The organism is Paenibacillus sp. Z6-24, from assembly GCF_054161335.1.
Genome location: NZ_CP096398.1, coordinates 91,272 through 113,250 on the forward strand (window position 1 = coordinate 91,272; position 21,979 = coordinate 113,250).

Annotated in this window: 21 protein-coding genes; 13 read left to right on the forward strand and 8 right to left on the reverse strand. The window is 49.5% G+C overall.

Annotated elements, in window-relative coordinates:
* Nucleotides 1-297 precede the first annotated feature (297 nt).
* The 3 genes from M1D61_RS00415 to araA all read left to right on the forward strand — a co-directional run bounded on the left by M1D61_RS00415 (nucleotide 298) and on the right by araA (nucleotide 4,153).
* Nucleotides 298-1,911 carry a xylulokinase gene (locus tag M1D61_RS00415; RefSeq protein WP_458120669.1) on the forward strand — a complete coding sequence of 538 codons (1,614 nt, stop codon included), beginning with the start codon at nucleotides 298-300 and terminating at the stop codon, nucleotides 1,909-1,911.
* Nucleotide 1,912: 1 nt separating this feature from the next.
* Nucleotides 1,913-2,608 carry an L-ribulose-5-phosphate 4-epimerase gene (locus M1D61_RS00420; protein ID WP_046212432.1) on the forward strand — a complete coding sequence of 232 codons (696 nt, stop codon included), beginning with the start codon at nucleotides 1,913-1,915 and terminating at the stop codon, nucleotides 2,606-2,608.
* A 120-nt stretch (nucleotides 2,609-2,728) separates the two neighbouring features.
* A complete protein-coding gene (gene araA / locus M1D61_RS00425) occupies nucleotides 2,729-4,153 on the forward strand; it encodes an L-arabinose isomerase (RefSeq protein WP_046212433.1) in 1,425 nt (474 codons plus the stop codon).
* Between the two features lie 86 nt (nucleotides 4,154-4,239).
* Here araA and M1D61_RS00430 read toward each other — a convergent pair whose 3' ends face one another.
* Nucleotides 4,240-5,118 carry a LysR family transcriptional regulator gene (locus tag M1D61_RS00430; RefSeq protein WP_458120670.1) on the reverse strand — a complete coding sequence of 293 codons (879 nt, stop codon included), beginning with the start codon at nucleotides 5,116-5,118 and terminating at the stop codon, nucleotides 4,240-4,242.
* Nucleotides 5,119-5,227: 109 nt separating this feature from the next.
* Here M1D61_RS00430 and M1D61_RS00435 point away from each other — a divergent pair, with 109 nt between their 5' ends.
* The 3 genes from M1D61_RS00435 (at nucleotide 5,228) to M1D61_RS00445 (ending at nucleotide 7,350) form a co-directional block, all read left to right on the forward strand.
* Nucleotides 5,228-5,629: a tautomerase family protein gene (locus M1D61_RS00435; RefSeq protein ID WP_458120671.1), complete on the forward strand. Its 402-nt coding sequence runs from the start codon at nucleotides 5,228-5,230 to the stop codon at nucleotides 5,627-5,629.
* 4 nt (nucleotides 5,630-5,633) lie between these two features.
* Nucleotides 5,634-5,987, forward strand: coding sequence for a carboxymuconolactone decarboxylase family protein (locus M1D61_RS00440; RefSeq protein WP_458120672.1), 354 nt, complete (start codon nucleotides 5,634-5,636; stop codon nucleotides 5,985-5,987).
* Nucleotides 5,988-6,150: 163 nt separating this feature from the next.
* Nucleotides 6,151-7,350 (forward strand): PQQ-dependent sugar dehydrogenase, encoded by a 1,200-nt coding sequence (locus M1D61_RS00445; protein ID WP_458120673.1) that lies wholly within the window; start codon nucleotides 6,151-6,153, stop codon nucleotides 7,348-7,350.
* Nucleotides 7,351-7,579: 229 nt separating this feature from the next.
* On the opposite strand, the gene M1D61_RS00450 is transcribed toward M1D61_RS00445, so the two are convergent.
* A complete protein-coding gene (locus M1D61_RS00450) occupies nucleotides 7,580-8,818 on the reverse strand; it encodes a DUF418 domain-containing protein (RefSeq protein WP_458120674.1) in 1,239 nt (412 codons plus the stop codon).
* 121 nt (nucleotides 8,819-8,939) lie between these two features.
* The gene (locus M1D61_RS00455) at nucleotides 8,940-9,122 is read right to left on the reverse strand and encodes a hypothetical protein (RefSeq protein ID WP_458120675.1); all 183 of its coding nucleotides are present in this window, start codon (nucleotides 9,120-9,122) and stop codon (nucleotides 8,940-8,942) included.
* A 452-nt stretch (nucleotides 9,123-9,574) separates the two neighbouring features.
* Between M1D61_RS00455 and M1D61_RS00460 the strand changes: the two genes are divergently transcribed.
* Entirely contained in the window at nucleotides 9,575-9,823 is a 249-nt protein-coding gene (locus tag M1D61_RS00460; protein WP_458120676.1) for a hypothetical protein, read from the forward strand.
* 403 nt (nucleotides 9,824-10,226) lie between these two features.
* Nucleotides 10,227-11,777, forward strand: coding sequence for a malate:quinone oxidoreductase (locus M1D61_RS00465; RefSeq protein ID WP_458120677.1), 1,551 nt, complete (start codon nucleotides 10,227-10,229; stop codon nucleotides 11,775-11,777).
* 406 nt (nucleotides 11,778-12,183) lie between these two features.
* On the opposite strand, the gene M1D61_RS00470 is transcribed toward M1D61_RS00465, so the two are convergent.
* Nucleotides 12,184-13,035, reverse strand: a complete 852-nt coding sequence (locus tag M1D61_RS00470; RefSeq protein WP_458120678.1) for a helix-turn-helix domain-containing protein — start codon at nucleotides 13,033-13,035, stop codon at nucleotides 12,184-12,186.
* A 503-nt stretch (nucleotides 13,036-13,538) separates the two neighbouring features.
* Between M1D61_RS00470 and M1D61_RS00475 the strand changes: the two genes are divergently transcribed.
* Entirely contained in the window at nucleotides 13,539-13,979 is a 441-nt protein-coding gene (locus tag M1D61_RS00475) for an Lrp/AsnC family transcriptional regulator (protein WP_458120679.1), read from the forward strand.
* A 280-nt stretch (nucleotides 13,980-14,259) separates the two neighbouring features.
* Here M1D61_RS00475 and M1D61_RS00480 read toward each other — a convergent pair whose 3' ends face one another.
* Nucleotides 14,260-14,898 (reverse strand): NAD(P)-dependent oxidoreductase, encoded by a 639-nt coding sequence (locus M1D61_RS00480; protein ID WP_458120680.1) that lies wholly within the window; start codon nucleotides 14,896-14,898, stop codon nucleotides 14,260-14,262.
* A 307-nt stretch (nucleotides 14,899-15,205) separates the two neighbouring features.
* Nucleotides 15,206-16,330: an FAD-dependent monooxygenase gene (locus M1D61_RS00485; protein WP_458120681.1), complete on the reverse strand. Its 1,125-nt coding sequence runs from the start codon at nucleotides 16,328-16,330 to the stop codon at nucleotides 15,206-15,208.
* Between the two features lie 270 nt (nucleotides 16,331-16,600).
* On the opposite strand from M1D61_RS00485, the gene M1D61_RS00490 reads away from it, so the two are divergent.
* Complete coding sequence (locus M1D61_RS00490; RefSeq protein WP_458120682.1) at nucleotides 16,601-16,984, forward strand: hypothetical protein; 384 nt, start codon at nucleotides 16,601-16,603, stop codon at nucleotides 16,982-16,984.
* A gap of 73 nt (nucleotides 16,985-17,057) precedes the next feature.
* On the opposite strand, the gene M1D61_RS00495 is transcribed toward M1D61_RS00490, so the two are convergent.
* Both M1D61_RS00495 and M1D61_RS00500 read right to left on the reverse strand, forming a co-directional pair.
* Nucleotides 17,058-18,203, reverse strand: coding sequence for a DUF4179 domain-containing protein (locus tag M1D61_RS00495; RefSeq protein ID WP_458120683.1), 1,146 nt, complete (start codon nucleotides 18,201-18,203; stop codon nucleotides 17,058-17,060).
* Nucleotides 18,175-18,759 (reverse strand): RNA polymerase sigma factor, encoded by a 585-nt coding sequence (locus M1D61_RS00500; RefSeq protein WP_458120684.1) that lies wholly within the window; start codon nucleotides 18,757-18,759, stop codon nucleotides 18,175-18,177. Before M1D61_RS00500 ends, M1D61_RS00495 begins: the two co-directional genes overlap by 29 nt.
* A gap of 338 nt (nucleotides 18,760-19,097) precedes the next feature.
* On the opposite strand from M1D61_RS00500, the gene M1D61_RS00505 reads away from it, so the two are divergent.
* The 3 genes from M1D61_RS00505 to M1D61_RS00515 are packed head-to-tail and all read left to right on the forward strand — an operon-like array spanning nucleotide 19,098 to nucleotide 21,922.
* Nucleotides 19,098-19,649: a PadR family transcriptional regulator gene (locus M1D61_RS00505; RefSeq protein ID WP_458120685.1), complete on the forward strand. Its 552-nt coding sequence runs from the start codon at nucleotides 19,098-19,100 to the stop codon at nucleotides 19,647-19,649.
* Between the two features lie 43 nt (nucleotides 19,650-19,692).
* Nucleotides 19,693-20,346 carry an efflux RND transporter periplasmic adaptor subunit gene (locus M1D61_RS00510; RefSeq protein WP_046212447.1) on the forward strand — a complete coding sequence of 218 codons (654 nt, stop codon included), beginning with the start codon at nucleotides 19,693-19,695 and terminating at the stop codon, nucleotides 20,344-20,346.
* A 13-nt stretch (nucleotides 20,347-20,359) separates the two neighbouring features.
* The gene (locus tag M1D61_RS00515) at nucleotides 20,360-21,922 is read left to right on the forward strand and encodes a DHA2 family efflux MFS transporter permease subunit (RefSeq protein ID WP_458120686.1); all 1,563 of its coding nucleotides are present in this window, start codon (nucleotides 20,360-20,362) and stop codon (nucleotides 21,920-21,922) included.
* Nucleotides 21,923-21,979: the final 57 nt, after the last annotated feature.

Sequence of the window (21,979 nt, forward strand, 5' to 3'; positions counted from 1 at the left end):
AATGTTGACAAATGTACGTACAAAAAATATACTGAAACTGTTGAAAAAGAGAGCGCATTCTTTTTGGTGGAATACACGATGCACTCCTCAGAGAGATGTGACAGCCCCAGCTTTGCTATATCACATACAAAACATATACATGAATTCAGTCCGGCGCAGGCTGCTGAATTCCGCAGCATGAATTTATACATTGGCATGACAATACAGGCATTCGGAGACGTTATTCCAATAGATACGAGCAGTTTGGAAAGCGCTTTTCTAAAAGGAAGACGGCAATTAGAGAGGGGATACAGGATCATGAGTCAGGTGGACATGAAAGAAGCGATCACTGCGGGAGCAACATCGCTGGGTATCGAATTTGGATCGACACGGATCAAGGCAGTACTGATCAACCGGAACTTTGAGACAATCGCATCCGGCAGTTATGAATGGGAGAACCAGCTGAAAGGCGGATTCTGGACTTATGATCAGGAGACGATCATTGACGGTATGGAGACCGCTTATCGCAAAATGAAGCAAAGTGTCCTGGAGCAGTACGGCATCACACTGCAAACGGTAGGTTCAATCGGATTCTCGGCCATGATGCATGGCTATGTGGCGCTGGACAGCAGCGGCGAACTGCTCGTTCCTTTCCGTACATGGCGCAACGCGACAACCGGAGCAGCAGCCAAAGAACTGACCGAGCTGTTCCAGTTCAACATTCCGGAGCGCTGGAGCATTGCCCATCTGTATCAGGCGATTCTGAACGAAGAGACACATGTACCGCAGCTGTCCTCCATCACCACGCTGGCTGGATATATCCACTGGCGGATGACCGGCAACCATGCGATCGGAATCGGCGATGCATCCGGTATGTTCCCGATCGAAGAGACTTCCCATAACTATCATCCATCCATGATCCAGCAGTTCGATGAACATATCGCAGGCAAAGGTTATCCATGGAAAGTGGAAGATCTGCTGCCCAAGGTATACCGTGCAGGAGAGCAGGCAGGCACATTGAACGCAGAAGGTGCCAAACTGCTTGACCCGGATGGCGATCTGCAGACCGGCATTCCGCTCTGTCCGCCGGAAGGCGATGCCGGTACCGGTATGGTCGCAACGAACAGTGTACGCAAACGCACAGGTAACATCTCGGTGGGTACGTCCGTATTTGCCATGATCGTATTGGAGAAGGAATTGTCCAAAGTGTATCCGGAGATTGATATGGTAACGACGCCGGATGGCAGCCCTGTCGGTATGGTACATGCCAACAACTGCTCCAGCGATATCAACGCATGGCTCGGACTGTTCCTCGAATTCTCCGAAGCGATGGGCTACGGATCGGACAAGGAAAAGCTGTTCGGCGTCTTGTTCAACAAAGCACTTGAAGCCGACCCGGACGGCGGCGGCCTGCTGAGCTATGGCTACTACTCCGGCGAGAACATCACCGGTATGGAAAAAGGACGCCCACTGTTCGTTCGCTCACCGGAAAGCCGCTTCAATCTGGCGAACTTCATGCGTACGCATCTGTTCACGGCATTCGGCGCACTTCGGATCGGCATGGATATTCTGACCAATGAACAGGTTCAGATCGACAGCGTTCTGGCACACGGCGGTCTGTTCAAGACGCCGCTCGTTGGACAGCGCATCGTATCAGCAGCATTGAATGTGCCTGTAGCGGTAATGTCTACAGCCGGAGAAGGCGGAGCGTGGGGTATGGCGCTGCTGGCGTCCTACATGATCAACAAGGATACCGAAGAAAGTCTGGACGTATTCCTGGAGCAAAAAGTGTTCCACGATGTGGAAGGAGAAGAAGTGACGCCGGATGATACGGATGTGCACGGATTCGAGATCTTCCTGGAGCGCTACCGTCAGGGCCTCGCGATTGAGCAGGCAGCGATCGATCATCTGTTAGAGAATGGAGGAAACTAATATGTTGGAGCAACTCAAAGAAGAGGTATATCAGGCGAATCTGGAACTGCCCAAGCATGGATTGGTGAAATTCACATGGGGTAACGCCAGTGCCGTCGATCGTGAAAGCGGACTGTTCGTTATCAAGCCAAGCGGTGTCAGTTACGAGACAATGAAGCCAAGTGATATGGTCGTGGTCGATCTGGACGGCAATGTGGTGGAAGGCGAGATGAGACCTTCTTCCGATACAGCAACCCACGCCGTTCTATACAAGCACTACCCGCAAATCGGCGGTATCGTGCACACCCATTCCACCTGGGCAACGATCTGGGCGCAGGCAGGTCTGGATGTGCCGGTAATGGGAACGACCCATGCGGATACATTCTACGGTGCGGTGCCATGTGCCCGTTTCCTTAATCAGGAAGAGATCGACCGCGGCTACGAAGCCGAGACTGGCCGCGTCATTATCGAGACATTCGAACAGCGCGGTCTGGATGTGATGGCGATTCCGGCAGTGCTGCTGCACGGTCATGCACCATTCACATGGGGCAAGGATGCCAAGTCCGCTGTCGTGAACAGCGTCGTACTGGAAGAAGTGTGCAAAATGAATCTGTACGCACGCGAACTGAATCATTTTGCCAAGGAACTGCCGCAGAATATTCTGGACAAGCACTATCTGCGCAAGCACGGCAAAGACGCCTACTACGGTCAGAAGTAAGCAGCAGCGATCCCACCAGATCATTCAGCAATCATTCGTCAGTCATTCAGCAATTGTAGTATGTCGTCCATGAACAGCGTATTTTCAACGATTATATATTATGGAAAAGAGGATGATTACATGTCAGCAGCAGTAGAAAAACAATTCTGGTTTGTCGTAGGTTCCCAGCATCTGTACGGAGAAGAAGCACTTGGTGAAGTCAAAGCCAATGCACAGAAAATCGCCGACTCCCTGAACGCAAGCGGCGTACTGCCTTATCCGCTCGTACTGCAGGATCTGGCAGTAACGGCAGACAAAATCACCAACATCATGAAAGAAGTCAACTACCGTGATGAAGTGGCAGGTGTAATCACTTGGATGCACACCTTCTCCCCGGCGAAAATGTGGATTCGTGGTACAAAATTGCTGCAAAAACCATTGCTTCATCTGGCGACACAGTACAACGAAAGCATCCCATGGGCGACGATCGACATGGACTTCATGAACCTCAACCAGGCAGCGCACGGTGACCGCGAATACGGCTTCATCAATGCCCGCCTCAAAAAGCAAAACAAAATCGTCGTTGGTTACTGGGAACGTGAAGCGGTACAAAAACAAATCGCTGACTGGATGGACGTAGCAGTTGCCTACAACGAAGGATTCAACCTGAAAGTAGCCCGTTTCGGCGATAACATGCGCAACGTTGGCGTAACCGAAGGCGATAAAGTGGAAGCGCAGATCCAGTTCGGCTGGACCGTGGACTACTACGGTATCGGCGACCTCGTGGAATACGTTAATGCCGTAACCGAGCAGGAAATCGATGCGCTGATGGCAGAATATGCAGAATTGTATGACTTTGAATATGGTTCTTACAGCAAAGAAGACTGGGAAGCCAGTGTACGCGTACAGGCGAGCTACGAGATCGCACTCAAGCGCTTCCTGGACAACGGCGGATACACAGCGTTTACAACGAACTTTGAAGATCTGCATGGCATGAAGCAGCTGCCGGGTCTGGCAGTTCAGCGCCTGATGGCACAGGGCTACGGCTTTGCCGGTGAAGGCGACTGGAAAACAGCTGCCCTGGATCGCCAGCTGAAAATCATGAGCCACAACCTCAACACAGGCTTCATGGAAGACTACACTTACGAAATGGCAGCCGGACAGGAAGCGATCCTGCAGTCTCACATGCTGGAAGTGGATCCTACCCTGGCAAGCAGCAAGCCAAAAGTAGTCGTGTCCCCACTGGGTATTGGCGATCGTGAAGACCCTGCCCGTCTCGTATTCGACGGTAAAGCTGGCGAAGGCGTTGTTGTATCGATGGCAGACTTTGGTACTCACTACAAACTGCTGATTAACGAAGTATCCGCATTTGAACCGACAGTTCCGGCACCGAACCTGCCAGTAGCACGCGTACTGTGGGAAGTGAAACCAAACTTCCAGGACGGTGTACGCGCATGGATCGAAAATGGCGGCGGTCACCACACCGTGGTATCCCTGAACCTGACTACCGATCAGATCATCACGTATGCCAAGCTGGTGAACCTGGATTACGTTGTTATTAAATAAGCATTGCTGTAAGTGTACAGCTATATAGCACGAGCATGAGACCGGAGAGATTCTCCGGTCTTTTGCTTTGTATGGGGGAAAAGGATTCAGCCGTTGATTTGTTTTTTGATAATGCTTTGCAGCAATCCCACCGAAGATCCCGGAGAGTAATGCTGTTTGCGCAGCTGCAGCAGCCCGACCGGAATGGAGGGCAGTTCCAGTTGTACATCAATCTTTTGCACCCCTGGGATCAAAGGTGTGGACTCCAGTACAACACCGATTGCCAGCGTGTCCCTGACCATCCGGGGGATCAGCGAGATAGGCGTCATCGTATTTAGTAGAGCCGGAGATTTGCGATAGCTGGACATATATTTGGCTAGCTGCAGATGATACAGACATGTATGGCCTCCTGCAGTCATCGGATAATCCAGAACATTATCGAAAAAAATTCCCTGCTGCCCGCACAGTGGGTGTTTCTGATCAACGACCAGAATGGTGTTCTCTTCATATAGAGGCTCAAAGTAAAAAGCAGACGCATCGGACGGAGAACCGCAAATCGCAAAATCCAGCTTTTCTTCAAGCAGCTCTCTGGCCAGCATATCGGTATTGCCAGCCGTAATCTGGCAGGCGACCCGTGGTTTGTGCTGTTGGAGTTGACGCACGGCATCCGGCATTAGGGTATGGAGCATAGACTCGATGCCACCTATATGCATACTGCCAATCTCGTCATGTTGCAGCGCCTGGGCCAGCTTGGCGGTATCCTGCCAATGCCGGATCAGATGATCGACCTCCGCAGCAAAAATCCGTCCTGCCGGAGTAAGCTGCACTTCCCAACCGCGCTGGAATAACTGGATGCCCAGCTCCTTTTCCAGACGCTGAATCTGGTTGGTGATCGTGGACTGGGCGTAGTTCAATTTCTCTGCTGCACGGGAGAAAGTTCGCTCCTGCACAATGGTTTGAAAAGCAATAAGCTCTTTTAAATCCATCTTCATCACCTCTATCGACGAAATCGATTGATTGTATGTATTTATTCCATTATATAGATGAAGAAAGATGGCGTACACTGAAACCATTCTATTTAAGGAGTGGTGAAAGATGCCTTTTATCCGGGTTGGTTATATGGAGCAGCAGTATGACGATGCTCAGCTGCAGCGTATGAGTCAGGTTATGATGGAAGCGTTAGTGGATCATTTTGATGTACCTCCCGATGATTGTTTTCAGGTGTTCCATGCTCATGGAAAGGGAGAATTTTATTACAGTCCGGATTATCTGAATGTGTCGCGGAGCGATGGATTGGTATTTATTCATATTACCTGCAAGTCCGGCCGCACGGTCAGGCAGAAAACAGGACTGTATCGTCAGATTGCGGACCGTTTGGGCACTGCGGTCCCTATGCGCCCGGAAGATGTATTTATTGTGATTACCGAGACAGAGTTTGCGGACTGGTCATTTGGCAATGGTATCGCCCAGATGCTGTCTGCATCCGGGGAGGTGTAGACCGATGCCCCATCCGAGAATCCAATCCAGTGCAAGAGCATCCTACGGAGACATCGCGCCAGCATTTGTCCGTTATTCGGAGGAAGTGTTGTTTGGAGAAGTATGGAGACGTGAGCAGCTGTCTCTGCGGGATCGCAGCATCATTACCATAGCTGCGCTTACGACCGGAGGTATGGTTGACCAGATACCATATCATGTGCGGCTGGCGATCCAGCATGGATGGAGTCCGGAAGAGTTGGTGGAGGCGATGACCCACCTGGCTTTTTATGCAGGCTGGCCCCGTGCTGCAGCAGCTCTGACGGTGATCCAGGAAGTACTCAAAGCACCAGATCAGTCCGAGACCGGCAGCGAGAAATAGACAAATCATATAATGGAATTGCGGCAGTATACGTAGAAAAGAATACAGTAAATCATCGGCTGACAGCATATAATTTCAAACCTTTAAGTCTAATCTTGGTCCAATGCCGATTAAAACCAACAGTAATGGGTAAAAAATGGAAAAAGGACCAAGGAGGAATATAATGTTCAAGATGCATACAAAAGGTAAAATGGTTGCGCTCGCTCTGCTGCTCGCCCTGCCGGCTTCTGCCTACGCAGCGGAACCACAGGCGGCCCCTGCGGCGGAACAGACAGCCCCAGCGTCATCAGAAACCAGTACATCCACATCATCCTCTAATACGGCATCATCCGCTGCCAAGACCGACAAGGCCAGTCTCACCGATTCACTCAAAGGCGGCTATACCACAGCAGCCACCAAAATGAGGGTGCCGTGGTCGATGCAGTTTGCCGGAGATACCGTCTATATTACGCAGCGTGTCGGCGGCATCGTACAGGTCAAGAACGGTAAGCAAACCCTACAAAAAGTACAGACCAAAAAGCCGCTCCGGGTAGTGGGCGAAGCGGGTCTAACCGGCTTTGTGCTAGATCCGAATTTTGCTAAAAACAAGTCTGCCTACATCTACCATGCCTATGAAGAGAACGGTGAAGGCTTCAACCGGATCGTCAAGGTCAAGCTGACCGGCAATACATGGAAAGAGCAGAGCGAACTGCTAAAAGGCATACCTGGCGGCCGCATCCATGAAGGCGGACGGCTGGCGATCGGACCGGACGGCATGCTGTACAGCACTTCTGGCGAGACCAACCGGCGTGAACTGTCCCAGGATCTGGATAGCCTCGGCGGCAAAATCCTGCGGATGACCACAGCCGGCAAAATTCCAAAGGACAATCCGATCAAAAATTCCTACGTCTATGCCTACGGACTGCGCAATTCACAGGGTATCGCCTGGACATCTGACGGCAAGCTGTACGCTTCCGATCACGGTCCGAGCGGCGCACCGATCCCGGGCGGCGGTACCGACCGTACAGGTCTTGACGAGATGAACCTGATCAAACCCGGTGCCAACTACGGCTGGCCGGAAGTGATGGGCAAAGAGACAGCTACCGGTATGACGCCTCCGCTGTACGTGGCAGGCTCCAAAGCAATCGCCCCATCCGGTATTGCCGTTACGCCGGATGATACGATTCTCGTAGCAACGCTGGCAGGCGAGAGCCTCAAGGAATTCGATCCGAAAACAAAGAAAATGACCAATGTGCTGACCGGTGTGGGGCGTGTGCGTGATGTTGCCGTACATAACGGCAAGATTTATGTGCTGACCAATAATACATCCGGTGGCAACGGCAATCCGGGAGCGAATGATGACCGGCTGCTGATTTTGAAATAAATCATGATGGTGATATAAATGGTGGTGTCCTGTTCGACTGACTTTTATACAAATTGTTCAGGTGATCGGCAGATAGGTTGCCCGAGCATATGATTTTATAATTAAATAAAGCAGGCGGCTGATTGTTTGAACCAGCCGCCTGCTTTATTTACGTTATTCATGTATGCGTATTGCTTATTGGTAAAGCCAAGAGCTCAATCTTTCATAAGGAACCATATGGGTCGTCAAACTACGGAATCTGGATAGTTGACGTATTTTCTTTTGCAGAAGGAAGGTTTCGTCGCCGCATCGGTGGCAGCTTCAGATGGGTTCCCCATCTCCATAGCCATTCACAGGGGCCATAGTAGAAATGCCGGAGCCAGATATGACTTCCCCACATTTGCAGTCCAAAAAAGAGTAAAGAGAGCAGCAGTAATATAGTGTAGGGCAGCTGGTTCAGCAGTCCATGCTCTCTAAAAATGGATTCTCCCGATGGGATAAAGATACTGACGAATACCAGCGACTGCAGCAGATAGTTGGTAAATGCCATCCGCCCTACTGCCGCAAAAGGCTGGGTAAGCATAGACATCCGTCGGGATGAACTCATCAGAATGATTATGAATGCAATACCGAGCGAAACAGAAAAATCAATCAGATTTCGGTGACTTAACGCCCATAAGGGAGAATTGATATCAAGCATAACGCTCTTACCATATATTCCTGCCGCCAGTAAAATGACAGCGGCTATCCAGCCTGCAACTCTGTATTTGGGAAGCCTACCAAAGAGATTCAGACGGTAAGCGAGCATACCTGCAATAAAGAAAAACAGATGAGGTACAGCAAACTGTAATTGATAAAGGAAGTTGGCTATCGCAGGGTTGCTATCAAATGAGCTATCCGTTCCCCACCAGAACAAGCTTTTAACAATATGTATGATATGTGATTGGACACCCCAACTCAAGTTCATTGATTCTTCGTTAACCTGCATTGAAATTCCACTGTCGGTCTCTCCAAATAATAATATAGATAGAAGCCCAAACAGCAAGAGCGGCCAGGCGGACATCGAGACAAACAACAGCAGCATCAATCCATCCATAGCGTACATCAATAGAATATCTCCATGCCAGATGAATACAAAATGAATGTAGCCAATCAGCATCAGGACGAGCATCCGCCGGAACAAAGTGAAAAATGGATTTTTGCCGCGCCGTTTTACACTTTCATAGATCAGCACCATGCTTATGCCAAACATAAAGGCAAATAGCGGACGAGCGCTGTCACGAAAAAGCAGGTACAGCAGATCGTACAGATGATTGGCGAGTATGCTGTCATCTCGCAGTACAGGCTCCAAAGTGTCATTATAATCCATGGGGAGCCTGCTCAGTGAAGGCAGATTCATCAGAAAAATAAGCAGTAATGCAAAACCACGAAGTTGATCAAGTACCTGAATGCGTTGATTCGGTTCAATGCTTGTCCTATCTTTTTCCAAAACCAGTCCTCCGTAAAAAATATCTTTTTATGTAATAAAATTACTATACCTTTTTTTCCATATGAAGAAAATAGACAATCTGTTTTAAAAAAGAAAGAATGAAGAAGTAAAATAATATCTCCTAGCTATTATTGGAACGGGAAGCTTTGAAATAGCGAATAATAAAAAAGAAAATGATAATAACCAGAAAATAGTTAAACGGATTGGTTATCGGATTAACGTCGATCGCCAGCTGTAATAGAATCCACAGCAGAAAGACAACGATGAGCAGGAAAATGACAGGTTTAGTATACAAATTTTGCATGGCAGGTTCTCCTTGTTTTAGGTTCTTTGGCTGCTGACGGACACTGGTAACACCCTAACATAGTCGTATCCTCGGGTAAAGCAGCCAACCGCAATTGCGGAGGGATTTCATGTTCTGGTGGCATAGTAATAAATACAGTCCCTGATCGTCTTCAGCACAAGCTCCGGCTCGGTAAACTGGGGAAAGTGTCCGCTGCGCTTTGCCAGTATCTGCTTGCCGTATCGGCTGAGCTGCACGAGTTCCCGCTGATGGTTTAGCCGGATATCCAGCGCATGCTATGGCATGAATGGAGACTTTTTCATCCCGGTAATGACAAACAGCGGCTTTCCGTAGGGTTCCAACCAAAACCATGACTCCACCAGCACCATGTTCACCAGTGAGCTGACTGTATTGCTATGCTAGATAGTGGTATACTTTTAAAAATGAAAACGTATTCAAAGGAGCTGGTCGTCTTGCCTGTCTACAATGCAGCCTCGGATGTGCATCATCCGCAGCATGGTCACCGTCTGGAGCGTATTCCTGCCCGCGATCGGTTTGTGCTGACGGATGAGCGGAATCGGATGTATTACCTGTACACTGGTGGCACGCCGGAGTGGAACGGCATGGATCGTTACCGGTGCTTGTCTACCGAAGCACCGATCTTTCGGAGTGGGAAGGTCCGTCTATCGTCTTTCCATCGTCCGTCCCGGATGCCGGATTAGAGATGCTTCCTGTACGAAATGGAGGATACCGACGACCTTTTCCGGGTAAAAGGTTAGCCTGCGTATCAATGCATACGGCACATGCGATAACGCAACCGGCATTCTGGCAAGCAAATCGACATGATCCTGGCATAAGGATGAGAATAAGGAACTTATTTCTGGATAACTGAGTTAAACCGTCGGTTTTGTATTATTAATGCTATATGGGTAAACTTCTCACTTTTTTTTCCAACTGCAAATGGTTTATAATTAGAGGAACAATGTCGATAAAATTTTAATAGAGTGAAATTATTAGTTATACTGTATACAGAAAAGGGATGTTCCTGAGTGGAGCCTTGCTTCTTGTATCCTAAGCAGGAGGGCCTGCTCTTTTTTGCAAATATAAGAGATAAGGAAGGTTTTTATGAGCAGCATACAGAAAAAAACAGACATTATCTTAATTGGTGCCGGGGTCATGAGTGCGACGCTGGGATCATTGCTGAAAGAGTTAGCACCGGAATGGGAAATTAAAGTGTTTGAGAAACTCGCAAGCGCTGGAGAAGAAAGCTCCAACGAATGGAACAATGCGGGTACAGGCCATGCTGCCCTATGCGAGCTGAACTATACGACCGAGAAAGAAGACGGATCGGTAGACATCAGCAAGGCGGTGCAGATCAATGAGCAGTTTCAGCTGTCCCGTCAATTCTGGTCTTTCCTGGTCAAAAGCAATCTGATTCGCAATCCGCAGGACTTTATCAAGCCGATCCCTCATATGAGCCTGGTGATGGGTGAGAAAAATGTATCTTTTCTGAACAAAAGATTTAAAGCGCTATCAAAGCTGCCTCTGTTCGAAGGAATGGAATATTCAGACGATCCGCAAAAGCTGAAAGAATGGATTCCGCTCATCATGGAAGGCCGTACATCCAGTGAACCGATTGCGGCGACCAAGATCGATTCCGGCACGGATGTGAACTTTGGAGCGCTGACCCGCATGCTGTTTGACCATCTGAAAAGTAAAAATGTAGAGATTCATTATAAACATAGCATCAAGGATATCAAGCGTACGAGCGACGGCATGTGGTCTGTCAAAGTGCAGAACCTCGATAATGGCAAAGTGGAGCATCATATTACCAAGTTTATCTTTATAGGAGCCGGAGGCGGCAGCCTGCCGTTACTGCAGAAAACGGGTATTCCGGAATCCCGCTATATCGGCGGCTTCCCGGTCAGCGGATTGTTCATGGTCTGCAACAATCCGGACGTAGTCGCCCGTCACCATGCCAAAGTATACGGCAAAGCCAAAGTCGGCGCACCGCCAATGTCGGTTCCCCATCTGGATACCCGGTATATCGGGAACAAAAAGGCGCTGCTGTTCGGCCCGTTCGCCGGCTTCTCGCCGAAGTTCCTCAAAACAGGCTCCAATCTCGATCTGATCGGGTCGGTCAAACCGAATAACCTGTTCACCATGCTGGCCGCCGGTGCCAAGGAAATGGGACTGACCAAGTACCTGATCCAGCAGGTTATGCTCTCCAACGACAAACGGCTGGAAGAGCTGCGTGAATTTATTCCCAATGCCAAGCTGGAAGAGTGGGAGATCGTGGTCGCCGGACAGCGTGTGCAGGTCATCAAGGACACGCCAAGCGGCAAAGGGACGCTGCAGTTCGGTACCGAAGTGGTCAGCGCAGCCGACGGCTCGGTCGCTGCCCTGCTGGGCGCATCTCCGGGTGCATCGACTGCGGTACATGTCATGCTGGAAGTGCTGCAAAGATGCTTCCCGCAGCGGATGAATGAATGGGAGCCCAAGATCAAGGAAATGATTCCTTCCTACGGGATCGCCCTGGCGGATCACCCGGACATGTTCCACGAGATCTTCGAGTCGACGACCAGAACGCTGGAACTAAGCGAAGAAAAGCATCCGAGTATCGATTCCCTGAAAATGGTTACCGAGCCGGAAGTGTTTGGAGAGCCAGTGAAGTAGCGATCATCCAGTAAGTATGTAAACGTACAGAGCTATGCCTCTACAAGTTTGTATATTGGTAAATTTGTAAGTGCATATATCCAGAAGCAGGTATATCGTTTGGCTGTGAATCTGTCGTTTGCACTGGAATTGCAGGTTATCTGTCTATCCTATACGACTAAACGGCAGCCCTTTCGAAATTTATTTTCTGAAAGGGCTGTTTTGTCTGTGTATAGTCATAACGAAGAGGATGAATCTGCATAGAATGCAAATAGCGCTCCTATGCCTTGGAAAGATATTCGAACTTATCCATTCGTCATATTATTGTTCGCCTGTAACAAGACGCTTCTCCATAGGTGTTACATTTTGCAGCCCAAAGTCTTTACATCTATTGATTGTTGAAGATCATAATCAACACAGCACATGCTTATCCGCGCTGCTGGTCCTGCTCCAGCGCTTGCCGCAGTCTCTCTTCCGTTCCCGAACCCGGTACGGGTACAAAGAAACACCAGTGCAACCCCGGATCATTGTCGATCACGGCCGTGTAATGAATGGTGAATTCCATGATCGAACCATCTGTCATCTGATACTGGGCGGTCGTGACCCGCTTTTGCTGGACTTCGTATTTGTCCCACAGGGAAGTGAAGATATCGCTCTCCCGCTGCAGCTGGGCAAACCGATCCATATAGACCGGGTTATCCTGGAAAAATTCAAACCGTGTACGCATAATTGCCACACTGTAACGGGCAAATTGCTCCCAATTGAGCAGCCGCCGACGGTAATCGTCATCCAGAAAAAGCACATGACTCATATGACGGTCCTGCTCCGGCAGGCGGCCAAAATCCGCAATAACCAGCTCGGCTGCGCGGTTCCAGGCGATAATATTGGTGCCTTCATCCGTGATAAAGGAAGGATAGTGCAGCTGATCTACAATACTTTGCAAAAATCCGGTATCGGATGGCGTATTCTCATTGGGGTTGGCATGACGGGCAGACTCGTTTCTGGCGAGATCGAGCAGATGGCGATGTTCATCCATACTCAGCTGCAGCGCGGCACTGATGCTGCCGAGTACTTCAGGCGAAGGATTGGTCTCCCGTCCCTGCTCCAGCCACGTATAATACGTCACGCTCATATTGGCGAGATACGCGACTTCCTCTCTTCGCAGCCCTGGCGTACGCCGTCTTCCCGGCAGCGGCTGAATACCGGCCTGATTCGGCTGCAGCCGCTCCCGACGTGATTTGATAAATTCTCCAAGCGGAGAAGAATGCTGCTTTTTCATCGGTGATCGCTTCCTTTCCGTATAAGGATATGAATATCTATAGGAGACCGGCTCCTCCCAACGAGCAGAAAGACCAGCATATCGTTGATCGATCGGATTGCTTTTATTATACAAGTTGTCACTATCTATCATTACGCATCCTAGGTTAAAACGCAAAAAGAACGTCTTGGCAGTAGGTCCTCAACGTTCTTCATTATAAACTGTGACAAGTCATTCAACCGATAGCAGACTCCAGTGATACCCCCCCTCTGAAATCCCAGCATCTACCGGTAAGAAGTCAGTGTCTATTCATAGTTCTTCGCCTGAACGGCGAAATGTGGTAATCCGTTAATTCCCATTCTTGGATCTCCTTCGTGGTATGATAGCTTTAGTATAAAAAAGACTGCCCTGACGATATATGAGCAGACCAAGGAAATCAGCGGGTATGGATTTGGAAAAGAAGGAAATAAGCCTTGTTTGCTTTTTTTCTGGTACTCGGCTGATCCGTATAGAGGAGAAATGATATGATGACATCTTCCATCGACGAAATGGATCTTAAAATTATGCAAAAACTACAGCAGAACGGCCGAATCACTGCAGCCCAGCTGAGCAAGGAACTGAACCTGTCGGCTCCATCCATTCGTGAACGCATTATTCGGCTGGAGGAAAGCGGTGTAATTACCGGCTACAGCGCCATATTCGACTGGGCCAAGCTGGATCGTTCGATGACGACGTTTATTATGGTCAAAACCGAGCGCTGCCAGGAGATCGTCGATTTCTGCGAGCACGCGCTGGAAGTGACAGACCTGCACCGGATCAGCGGCGAGTACAACTATATGATCAAGGTACAGACCTCTTCCATGCAGGAGCTGGCCAGTTTCCAGGAGAAGCTCGTGCAGTTCGGTCCTTCCAAATCGCAGGTCAGCATGAAAAACATTATTGAAGATCGGCATAACCTGCTGTAGCCACCGGATCAAGATCCGGCTGCCATTTGATGTAGATTGACTGGTAAGCAGACGGATCAGCAGGATATTTTACCATTTGACGATATGACAAAGGCAGCTGCTCCGCTGAAAGGGGCAGCTTTTTTATGCAAATCCTATAAGCACGTATAGGTAGGCAGCAGCCGAAATGACCTGTCTGCATCGAGGAACCGGACCGTCTATCCCGGGTGCGTAAATACAAAAAAACAGGCCGCTTCATGGCGAAGTGGTCTGTTTGGTCTGTTCCGGTGGTCCGGCTTTGCTATTCGGTGACAAAGACTTCCTTGCGGCTGTAGGCATGGTCTTCGAGCTGTTTGAGCATGAAATCCGCCAGATTGGCGCGAGAGAGCTTGAGCTTGCCGGCTTTGCCTTTATCGATACCGGCGCTGTATGTGTACTCACCGGTACGGGGTCCGTTGGTCAGCATCGGCGGCTGGGCGATCATCCAGTCGAGGCTGCTGTTATGAAGCATCTGTTCCTTTTCCCGGTGATCGGCCAGCAGATTCCTCATAAATACCGGAATAACGAACCGGTACATCATACCGAGTCTGCCCGCATCCGGACGGGTACCGACAAAGGAAATATGGATAAACCGCTCGGTATCGCTGTCTTCCATGGCGCGAATAATATTTTGCATCGCTTTGTTCAGGACGGGATTGCGCCGGAAAGGACTTTTGGAACCCAGGGCGAACAGAGCTGCATCATAACGGGTCGACTGCACGACGCTGAGGATGTCCGGATAGCTGTCGATATTGCCGTGAACGAGTTTCAGATGGTCGTGCGTCATATGCATCCGGGTCGAATCACGTACGAAAGCGGTGACAGAGTGCCCCTGTTCCAGTGCCTGGGTAACCAGCTCACGTCCAGTCCGGCCGGTAGCACCGAAAATAATCAAATTCATACATGTACCTCCGGTTATATAGTCAGTCAATTATGCCAGGATCATCGACGTATAGTGGATAGCAAATACATTATGCCGGTGTGGCAGTAAAAATGGCTTATATCCAGCCTATCACAACCAGCAGGAACATATCATCTTTGGGCCTGTATTTCCGGGAATATCCGAGAATAAATAAGAAAAGCACCTTTGCAGGTGCTTTTTTGCAGAACTTTCTTAATTCAAACAGATCCATGGAGCAAAGCGATCCACCTGCCGGACAGATCATGGATAGGCTTCCGGCAGGGAGCAGAACCGACAAGATCGATACTTAATACGCTTCTTCCAGCAAAGCATCACACTGCTGAATAATGGTCTGCTGATTATCCTTACCGGACATTTCACCTTCCAGCAATTCGGCGGACAGTCGCTGTATTTCACTCGCCCGAGGGTATCTTCTATTGTAATAAGCCGCCAATGCATCTGGCAGGGAATCGCCGCGTGCGATTTCTTCTGCGAGTACAATCGCGTCTTCCATAGCCATCGCTGCACCCTGAGCCAGATTCGGCGCACTGGCATGAGCAGCATCGCCGCCAATCACGACGCGCTGACTGAACCACTTCTCCTCCAGTACCACTTCCCGGATCATATTGAACAGGATGGGACTGTCCGGCTGAAAGCAGCTGCGCAGGAAATCCGGCTTCCACTGGAACGGGTCCAGCATGGAACGGACGGTCTCGTAGCGCTGCTCCTTGGGGTCCCAGTATTCTTCGGCGACCGGCTTGAGGATAAACAGATAGCCGGTAGTTGCCGTTAATGGAAAAATCCCTACTTTACTGCTGCCATTCAGCAGCATATAGCTGGTCGTGGTAAGCGTACCTTCCGGGAACTCAATCGGTACACGCCAGGAGCCTATACCGAGATAACGAGATGTTACTTCACGTCCCAGCATGATATTGCGTACCCGGGAACGAATACCGTCAAAGCCCACGAGCAGATCGGTATGAAGAATATTGTCATCCTCAAAGTGGATCGTCACGCCCGTATCGCTTTCTTCGTAGGCCTTCAGCTTGCGATTCCACTGGACCTTCACGCCAAGAGACAGCGCAGTCGACAGCAGAATCCGGTTCAGGCTGGAACGCCATATCGAATTGCGTCCGGGGAGGTCTTCATTCAGGAACTTTTGGTTTACTTCCAGCAGTACCCGGCCTTCCCGGTTCAGAATCTGCATGCTGTCCAGCTGGATACCCTCTCGCAGACATTCTTCATAGATACCTAGATCTTTAAGTACTTTGAATGTATTCTGCGGCTGGGTAATTCCGGTTCCGGCAGGCGCATCTTCGGCGCTGGCTTCGCATACTGTCACATTCAGTCCGATTTTTCGCAGGGAAATCGCAGCGGATAATCCTCCGATTCCGGCTCCGATCACGACTGCATGTTGAATAGGGTTAGACATAATACAACTCCTTCTTGGTTGGTGAGATCACGTGGTGATTGAGCAGCATCTGCAAATAGGCATAGAAAGAAGCAGCCTGATACAAGCTGCACCTTCTATTTTAAATGTAAAAAGTGACAAATATAAGACTTGGATTTTAAGGTAATTTGTGGACCACGGTTTGGCGAATTTTTATTGTTGGCGTATTTCAAATTAAAAGTATTGACCTGCGCATATGGATGTAATAGATTTCAATATGTACTCAAATTTACATAAAAGGGAGAAATTAGAATGAAAAAAGGAATAATCGCCTGCACAGCGGCTGTTCTAGCCTTATCCATAAGTGGAGCAGCAGAGGTATCTGCAGCATCACTCCAACCTACAGCAGTGGAAGCATCTGCACTGCAGGATGCAACGGTGACGGTTACATTTACGCCCGATATTCATGCCGGTTCCGGTGGCATGAATACACAGGATCTGTCGCAAACTTTCCATGGACTGGGTGGCAGATTCGGCATGAACGGTTCCAGTTGGCGTATTCTGCAGGGCAGCGATGTGGTAAGGCTGTCGGGGAGCGATGTAATTATGATTGGCTATGGTACAGCACAGGTACAGGCGTACAAAGCCAATGGCCGACCGCTGGGTGTATATACATTTATTGTAGTACCTGGCTGACAACAATAGCAGGCATCCATAGATGAACATAAAGAAGCAAGGAGGCGGATAAACGCTTCCTTGCTTTTTGGGTTTATTGGTTCAGCGGGATAGTAACCTGCAGTTCCGGCAAATATTCGACTTTGATATTTCCGTTTGCATCCTGCTGGAACTGGCTGGGATCATCTTTCTGCAGCAGCTGTCGATAAGGCTTGATCGTAATGGATTTGGGCAGAGTGGTAAAAGGAGCAAAGCGGCTATCCGTAGTCAGTGTGCTGCCGTTATGCTCATAATAACCGTGTCCTCCGCTTAACCCAGGTAGCTTGTGACCCTGGTCATCTACCACATCATAATTCATCATCAGTGTATCCAGATCTATTTTTTGATCGTCGGGTAATTGAATTCGGGTTGTAATATTCGTTGTAATTGGCGTTAATTCCATTTTAGCTACAGTGAACAGGATATTCTGGTCATGCCGCTGAATATTTGGCGTAATAATTTTCATCGCCTGTGTATTTTTCTGAACTGGCAGATCAATAATGAAAGGCTGCTTGGCTCCATCAATTTTCATTTGTACGGTTAATTGAAATTGATCCGGAAAAGCTGGCCCCTGCTGATTACGCCGATCCGAGAATTCCATAATAAGCGTATCGGGATCGTAGCCGGGTATCATCATTGGATCGACTGTATTATCTCCATTGGCGCCGGCATACGTACTGATCGGTTCTCCATCAATCTGCAGCTGCACATCCTGAATCGATTGGATCAGGCTCTGCTGCGGCGTTTGTCCACTGTCCGGCTGGCGCTTCAAGGCAATCGAAAACCGTGTGCCATCATACATAAATTCAGGCGCCTGAATACTCAGACCGTTATGGCTGTCTGCCAGTGCGGTACGGGTAAGCAGTTCCTGTTCGTCGGCTGTCCTTAGTCCGGCGTCTCCGGTCATGGCAAAAATGTGACTGGCACCAGGAATTTCCTTGAGGGCTCTGGCCATGGATGGTGAGACATAGGCGCTGCTGGCCAATCCCAGAAATAGCATAGCAGCTACGGATACGGCAATCAGGCCGGTTCGGGCGAGCTTGACCTCTGGTCGTTCGTTGTTACGATTGCTGGTGGATTGCTCACGAATGCGGTTCATAATCTGGTCGGTTAAATCTACATCGTTTTTATGCATGGTTCGGATACTCGCTTCCCATAATTTGAGTTGTTCCTCATTTGGTCGTTCCATAGGATCGTGCATGCAGTATTCCTCCTTTACGCTTCGTTGAACTGAGCTTTTTGCGTATGCGCTCGTACTTTTTGCGAAGTGTGGTATTGCGGATACCGGTAATGACTTCCATCTCATCAAAGGTGTACTGTTCAACCACTTTCAGAATGAGAATATGCTTTTCCTCCGGCTTGAGCTGTTCCAGCAGCTGGTCGAGCTGATCGGAATGATCCATCTCGTAGGTGAGCCGGCTGCTGTAGCTGGATATATAATCCTGCAGGGTGGAGCGCTGACGTTTTCTCTTTTTCAGCACATTCATGCAGTGATTGTAGGCAATGCGGTAGAGCCAGGCGGAATAAGAGACTGCATGCCGGAAGCGGCGAATCTCGTAATATCCCTTGACCAGCACTTCCTGCACAGCATCTTCGGCCTCCTCATTGTTGCCGAGCAGATAATGACAGTAGACATAGATCCGTCTCTGAAAAATATGTATGAGTTCACTATACGCTTCGGTATTACCCTGCTGTACCTGTTCCACGATGGTTTGTACTTTGTAATTCTCGCTTGGATTTGAAGTACCAGGCATCATCTTCCGCCCCTTTTATTCATTTCATTCAGCTGTATAACAATCGGGAATCCCGATTTGTGACAGGCCAGTTCAATTATTTGGTGATTTCCTTCATCTACTATATAGAGAATATTGCAAATTTTAAAACTGCAAAATCAGGAACAGATAACATGCTAGCACTCTAAAAATCCATTTTCAAATTAATAGGTTACCTAATAGATTGACAGCTAATGCAAAAGTGCGTATATTAATCAACAGACATACTCTGTACAGAGTACCCTATACAGAGTCGAAGCCAAAATATATAGCATGTTCCAAATGGAACGACGACAAGTAAGAACAGCGGAAAGGGGAATGTATTGTCTTTACAAATCTATATCCTGGGTTCGCTCTGGCATGAAGAGCGTCACCCGTATGACATCAAGAAACGGATCCTGGAAAACACAAGCAACACCGTCAGCATTACCGATGGCAATCTCTACTATAATTTCGATGCCCTCTACAAAAAGGGATATCTCGAAAAGGTAGAGACCGTGCAATCGGAAGGCCACCCGGACAAAAGCAACTATGCCATAACAGAGAGCGGCCGGGAAGCGCTCAAGGACATGATCTACAAAAGCTTCAAACATCCAAAGGATATTCGCTCTCTGCTGGCGCCTCTTTTCTTTGTCAAGCTGGTCGATATCGACCGTATCCTATACATGCTCAGTGAAGCGATTGAGCAGAAGGAACAGGAACTGGATGAGATGAAAAAGCGTACCGCATCCTGGCAGCCGCAAAATGTGGAGGCAGGCTATGAAGAGTGTTACGCCTTTCTGATTAGGTATGGACAGTCCGGCCGTCAGCATGAGCTGGATAATCTGAAGGACCTGCTGGGAGTCATCCAGCGGATGAAGGATGAGCTCTCCTGATCCATACCAGGATCGCCAAATATATGAGTCTGAGGTGGAAGAAGTGAGAAAGAAAATCACGTTATGGGTTCTGATTGTGCTGCTCGTCGTGAGCGGCGGAGCACTGGGCTACTACTACTGGTACCAGGGCGCTTATTTTGTGAAAAGTGACGATGCCCGAATTACCGCGGACCAGTACAAAGTCATGCCGCAGCTGACTGCACGTCTGAACCATATTGATATTGAAGAAGGCGACACTCTGCAAAAAAACGAGCCGATCGCCGAGCAGGATGTATCCGGTCTGGAATCCAGCTCCATCAGCAAGTCCGTGGTGCGTGCACCGATCAGCGGCACCGTAATCAAGCTGTATTCCAAAGTGAATGAAATTGCCTCGCCGAGTTCAACGATAGCGATCATGGCAGACATGAACAGTCTGTACGTATCCACCAATATCGAAGAGACGGACATCAGCCGTATCAAGCTGGGCGCGCTGGTCGATATTACGCTTGACGCTGCCGGCGACCAGGTCATTCAGGGTAAAGTCCGCAAAGTGGGACAGGCGTCCAATTCGGTCTTTTCCGTTATTCCCGCGACCAACACGAGCGGTAACTTTAACAAAGTCACCCAGCGGATTCCGGTTGAAATCGCGCTGAATGTGCCGGAAGGTATGAAGCTGATCCCGGGCACGAACGTGGAAGTCAAGATTCATACTTCATAAAGGGGGAGTCGACGTGTCTGCTGCAACTGTAACCGCTCCTCCTTCGACCGCCGAGACGCTAACGTCCAGGGAGCGCTGGTTTGCCTTCTGGTCAATCGTACTCGGCACATTTGTCGCTGTACTGAACAACAGTCTGATCAACGTGGCGATTCCCCAGCTGACGACCGATCTGGGATCGACCACGACCCGTATCCAGTGGGTCATTACCGGCTACACGCTGGCTTCCGGGATTATCGTGCCCATTACCGGCTTTATGGAGCAGCGGATCGGCTACAAGAAGTTCATGCTTTTGGCATTGTCCGTTTTCACGATCGGTACGCTGATCTGCGCTTTTGCCTGGAATGATACTTCACTGATCGCTGCCCGGATTCTCGCAGGTCTGGGTGGCGGGCTGATTATGCCGCTCAGTATGACGATCGTGTACAAAATTATGCTGCGCGAACAGATCGGCTTTGCCGTTGGTCTGTGGGGGATTGCAGCGATGGCGGCACCAGCGATCGGGCCGACACTGAGCGGTTATCTGATCGAATGGTTTAACTGGCGGTTCCTGTTTATCGCCTGTGTACCGATTGCCCTTTTCGCGCTTCTGATGATTTTCCTGCTGATCAAGGAGCCGCCCAAAAATCAGCCGATCAAGTTCGATGTGCTGGGCTTCCTGCTGTCTGCTACATGTGCAGGCACACTATTGTACGCACTGTCCAACGGATCTTCGTCCGGCTGGACGTCGTTCAAGATTGTCGGGCTGCTGTTTATCGCGTTTTGGTCGCTGGTGTTCCTGATCTATGTGGAACGCGGCAAGGATAACGCGGTTATCGATATTTCATTATTTAAAAACTACAAATTTACGATCAGTGTGGTCGCTTCCAGCTTTGTCATGATGGGTATGATGGGCGGAACCTTTCTGGCGCCTCTTTTCCTGCAAAATATCCAGTCGTACTCGGCAATCAACACGGGTCTGATCCTGCTGCCGCAGGCGGTAGCGATGGCGCTGATGATGCCGATTGCCGGCAAACTGGTGGACAAGATCGGTATTGTGCCGCTATGCCTGTTCGGTCTGACGCTGACCAGCGTGATGACCTATCATCTGCACACGCTGACCCCGCAGACATCCCGGTTATGGTTCGAGACGGTTATGGTTGTCCGCGGGATGGGAATCGGACTCTGTCTGATGCCGTTGTCCACGGTGGGAATGAACGCTATTGCGGAGGAAGTGTCTGCCGCCAAAGTCAGCAGTGCCTCGGCCGCATCCAATCTGATCCGTACGCTGGCAGGTTCGATGGCGATCGCGATCTTTACTTTTATCATGCAGAGCCGTACCGCCCTGCATACGCAGCATATCGCCGAGTCGGTCACTGTGGAAGGCGGGCAGTACCTGCAGTCGGCACTTGGCAGCTCCTGGCTGTCCAGTGCGACCGGTCTGATCTCGCTGGATGCTTATTCACGGGGCATTGCGGATACGTTCCTGCTGTCTTCGATCCCGCTGTTCTGCTGTCTGCCGCTGATGTTCCTGTTTATCAGCCGGAAAAAGAAATCCAAAGAAATCATGATTACCGAGGAAGCACCCGCGCAGGCATAATGGATAATTCGGAACGATCGTTATGGAAATAGAAATCAGCCATTACAGAAAGAAAGG